Origin of the sequence: Saccharopolyspora sp. (assembly GCF_017434145.1) — a bacterium.
Classification (GTDB): Bacteria; Actinomycetota; Actinomycetes; order Mycobacteriales; family Pseudonocardiaceae; genus Saccharopolyspora_C; species Saccharopolyspora_C galaxeae.
This window is the reverse complement of sequence record NZ_JAFRFW010000414.1, coordinates 1-3,682: the sequence shown is the minus strand read 5'-3', so window position 1 is coordinate 3,682 and position 3,682 is coordinate 1. Positions and strand designations below refer to the sequence as shown.

Below are 3,682 nucleotides of genomic sequence, written 5' to 3'. Positions count from 1 at the left end.
GTCTGCTCGATCCGGCGAACCGGGCGCCCCATAAACTCAGGCTCGTCCCGATCTCTTCGGACCCCTGGGAGGGAGCAGGTGCCCAGCAACGAGCAACGGCGCCAGACGGCCAAACGCAAGCTCGAGCGCCAGCTGGCGCGGCGAGCCGAGCAGGCCAAACGCCGCCGGGTGATCGCCATCGGTGCAACCGTGGTCGTGGTCGTCCTGGCGGTCGCAGGCGTCTTCTACTTCACCGGCGGCAGCGGTGAGCAGCCCGCCGCCTCGCCCGCGCCGCAGCAGGCACCTGCCGCGGACAAGGCGTGCGCTTACACCCCGAACGGCGAGCCACCGGCCAAACCGGTGCAGCCGCCGCAGCCGCCCGGGCCGGACGCGCCGAAGACGCAGGCCGTGACGCTGCAGACCAGCCAGGGCGAGATCCCGGTGACGCTGGACTACGGGAAGGCCCCGTGCGCGGCGAACAACTTCGCGCACCTGGCCAAGTCGGACTACTTCGACAACACCGACTGCCACCGGCTGACCAACACCGCGGGCTTGAAGGTGCTGCAATGCGGCGACCCGAGCGGTACTGGCAGCGGCGGCCCCGGCTACTCCTTCCCGGACGAGGTCGGTCCGGACACCAAGTACCCGCGCGGCACGCTGGCGATGGCCAACTCCGGTCCGGACACCAACGGCAGCCAGTTCTTCGTCGTCTACGGCGATTCACAACTGCCACCGAAGTACACCGCGTTCGGCACGGTCGGCGAGCCCGGTCTGCAGACCGTGGACAAGGTCGCGGGCGCCGGTGACGAAAGCGGCACCGGCGACGGCAAGCCGAAGCTGCCCGTGCGCATCGAGGACGCCGCGGTCGCCTGCCGCACCTGCAACGACGACGGGCCGCGCCGAACCAGCGCGGCCCGTCTTGCTGTGCGGCCCCGCGCGCTGCTTAGCCCGCTCAGGTCGCCGAAGTGACCCGATAGACGTCGTAGACGCCCTCGATGTTGCGCACCGCCTTGAGCACGTGCCCGAGGTGCTTCGGATCGCCCATCTCGAACGAGAAGCGGCTGACCGCCACCCGGTCCTTGGACGTGGTCACCGAGGCGGAAAGGATGTTCACCCGCTCGTCCGCGAGCACCTTCGTGACGTCGGAAAGCAGCCGGTGCCGATCCAGCGCCTCCACCTGGATCGCGACCAGGAACACCGACGAGGACGACGGCGCCCAGTACACCTCGACCAGCCGCTCCGGCGATTTGCGCAGGTCGTCGGCGTTGGTGCAGTCGGTGCGGTGCACGCTGACCCCGCCGCCGCGGGTGACGAAGCCGAGGATCTCGTCACCGGGCACCGGCGTGCAGCAGCGCGCCAGCTTCGACCACACATCGCCAGCGTCCTTCACGACCACACCGGAGTCGCCGGTGCTGCGGCGGCGCTGCTGCAGGGTGGACGGGGTGGAGCGTTCGGCGATCTCGTCCTCGGCCTGCTCCACGCCGCCGAGCGAGGCGACCAGCCGCTGCACCAGGTGGTGCGCGGAAAGCTGCCGCTCGCCCACCGCGGCGTAGAGCGCGGTGACGTCCACGTAGTGCAGCTCGCGCGCGACCGCGGCGATCGAGTCGGCGGTGACCAGCCGCTGCACCGGGAGGCCGAGACGGCGGATCTCCTTGGCGATCGCGTCCTTGCCGGACTCGATGGCCTCCTCGCGGCGCTCCTTCGCGAACCACTGCTTGATCTTGGTCTTGGCGCGCGGCGACGCGACGAACGACAGCCAGTCCCGGCTCGGGCCGGACCCCTCCGCCTTGGAGGTGAAGATCTCGACGACCTCGCCGTTCTCCAGCTTGCGCTCCAGCGCCACCAGCCTGCCGTTGACCCGCGAACCGATGCAGCGGTGCCCGACCTCGGTGTGCACGGTGTAGGCGAAGTCCACCGGGGTCGACCCGGACGGCAACGTGATCACGTCGCCCTTCGGCGTGAACACGAAGATCTCGCGGGTGGCGAGGTCGTAGCGCAGCGACTCCAGGAACTCGCCCGGGTCGGCGGCCTCCCGCTGCCAGTCCAGCAGCTGGCGCATCCAGGCCATCTCGTCGACCTCGACGGCGCCCTGCACGCCGGTGCCGTTGCGGCCCTTGGTCTCCTTGTAGCGCCAGTGCGCGGCGATCCCGTACTCGGCGGTGCGGTGCATCTCGCGGGTGCGGATCTGCACTTCCAGCGGCTTGCCCTCCGGGCCGATCACCGTGGTGTGCAGCGACTGGTACACCCCGAAGCGGGGCTGGGCGATGTAGTCCTTGAAGCGGCCGGGCATCGGCTGCCACAGCGCGTGCACCACGCCCATCGCCGCGTAGCAGTCGCGCACCTCGTCCACCAGGATCCGCACGCCCACCAGGTCGTGGATGTCGTCGAAGTCGCGGCCCCGCACGATCATCTTCTGGTGGATCGAGTAGTAGTGCTTCGGCCGCCCCTCGACCTTCGCGGCCAGCCGCGCTGCGTCGAGCTGGCCGGAGAGCTCGTCGGTCACGGTGCGCAGGTAGGTGTCCCTGGACGGCGCGCGGTTGGCGACCAGGCGCACGATCTCGTCGTACTTCTTCGGCTGCAGAATGGCGAACGCCAGGTCCTCCAGCTCCCACTTGATCGTGGCCATGCCCAGCCGGTGCGCCAGCGGAGCCAGCACTTCCAGCGTCTCCCGCGCCTTGCGGGCCTGCTTCTCCGGCGGCAGGAAGCGCATCGTGCGCATGTTGTGCAGCCGGTCCGCCAGCTTGATCACCAGCACCCGCGGGTCCCGGGCCATCGCGATGATCATCTTGCGGATGGTCTCGGCTTCCGCGGCCGCGCCGAGCTTGACCTTGTCCAGCTTGGTCACGCCGTCGACCAGGTGCGCCACCTCGTCGCCGAAGTCCGCGCTGAGCCGCTCCACCGAGTAGTCGGTGTCCTCCACGGTGTCGTGCAGCAGCGCCGCGACCAGCGTGGTGGTGTCCATGCCCAGCTCACCGAGGATGGTCGCGACCGCCAGCGGATGCGTGATGTACGGGTCGCCGGACTTCCGGCGCTGCTCGCTGTGCTTGTCCTCGGCGATGTCGTAGGCGCGCTGCAGCAGCGCCAGGTCCGCCTGCGGGTGCAGTTCGCGGTGCACCGCAGCCAGCGGTTCCAGCACCTGCTTTACCTCCGCCGCGCGCTGCGCCGTGATCCGTCTGGCCAAGCGAGCGCGCACTCTGCGAGTGGCCGAGGCAGGGCGGGCCTGCTCGGCCGCAGGGGCAGGAGACTCGACGTCTTGGCTCACCGCGCGCTCCCGGGCATGGAGGGGACAACGTGCACCCGGATCTTGAGGCGGTCACGACCCGGACATCGAGAATAACGCCGTTCGGGCTACGGACCTTCCCAGGGCATCCCCCGAACCGCCGAACGGTCACTCTCGGCTGCGAACCGTCGCCCGGACTTCACCGGGACCGATCAGCCCAGTCCCGCCGGTCACACGGCCAGCAGCGCGTGCACCCCGGCACCGTCGAGCCGTGCGCGGCCGAGCAGCGCCGTCACCTCCAGCACGACCGCCGAGCCCGCCACCTCCGCGCCCGCCCGGCGCAGCAGCTCGCAGGCCGCGTTGAGCGTACCGCCGGTGGCCAGCACGTCGTCCACGATAAAGGGCGGCTCGTCGCAGCAAAGCTCAAAGCGGCCGGGCCAGGCGGCGGCGTACAGACCGTGCTCCAGCGCGTCCTGTTCGATC

The 3,682-nt window shown here is 70.3% G+C and carries 3 protein-coding genes; 1 reads left to right on the top strand and 2 read right to left on the bottom strand.

Translation table 11 applies throughout. The features are described 5' to 3' along the window. Nucleotides 1-78 precede the first annotated feature (78 nt). A complete protein-coding gene (locus IJH84_RS11250) occupies nucleotides 79-948 on the top strand; it encodes a peptidylprolyl isomerase (protein WP_295143689.1) in 870 nt (289 codons plus the stop codon). On the opposite strand, the gene IJH84_RS11245 is transcribed toward IJH84_RS11250, so the two are convergent. Then, entirely contained in the window at nucleotides 932-3,241 is a 2,310-nt protein-coding gene (locus tag IJH84_RS11245) for a bifunctional (p)ppGpp synthetase/guanosine-3',5'-bis(diphosphate) 3'-pyrophosphohydrolase (protein ID WP_200069835.1), read from the bottom strand. The genes IJH84_RS11250 and IJH84_RS11245 overlap by 17 nt on opposite strands. A gap of 188 nt (nucleotides 3,242-3,429) precedes the next feature. Further along, nucleotides 3,430-3,682, bottom strand: a 253-nt coding sequence (locus IJH84_RS11240; RefSeq protein ID WP_295143685.1) for a phosphoribosyltransferase family protein, incomplete at its 5' end; no start/stop codon positions are given.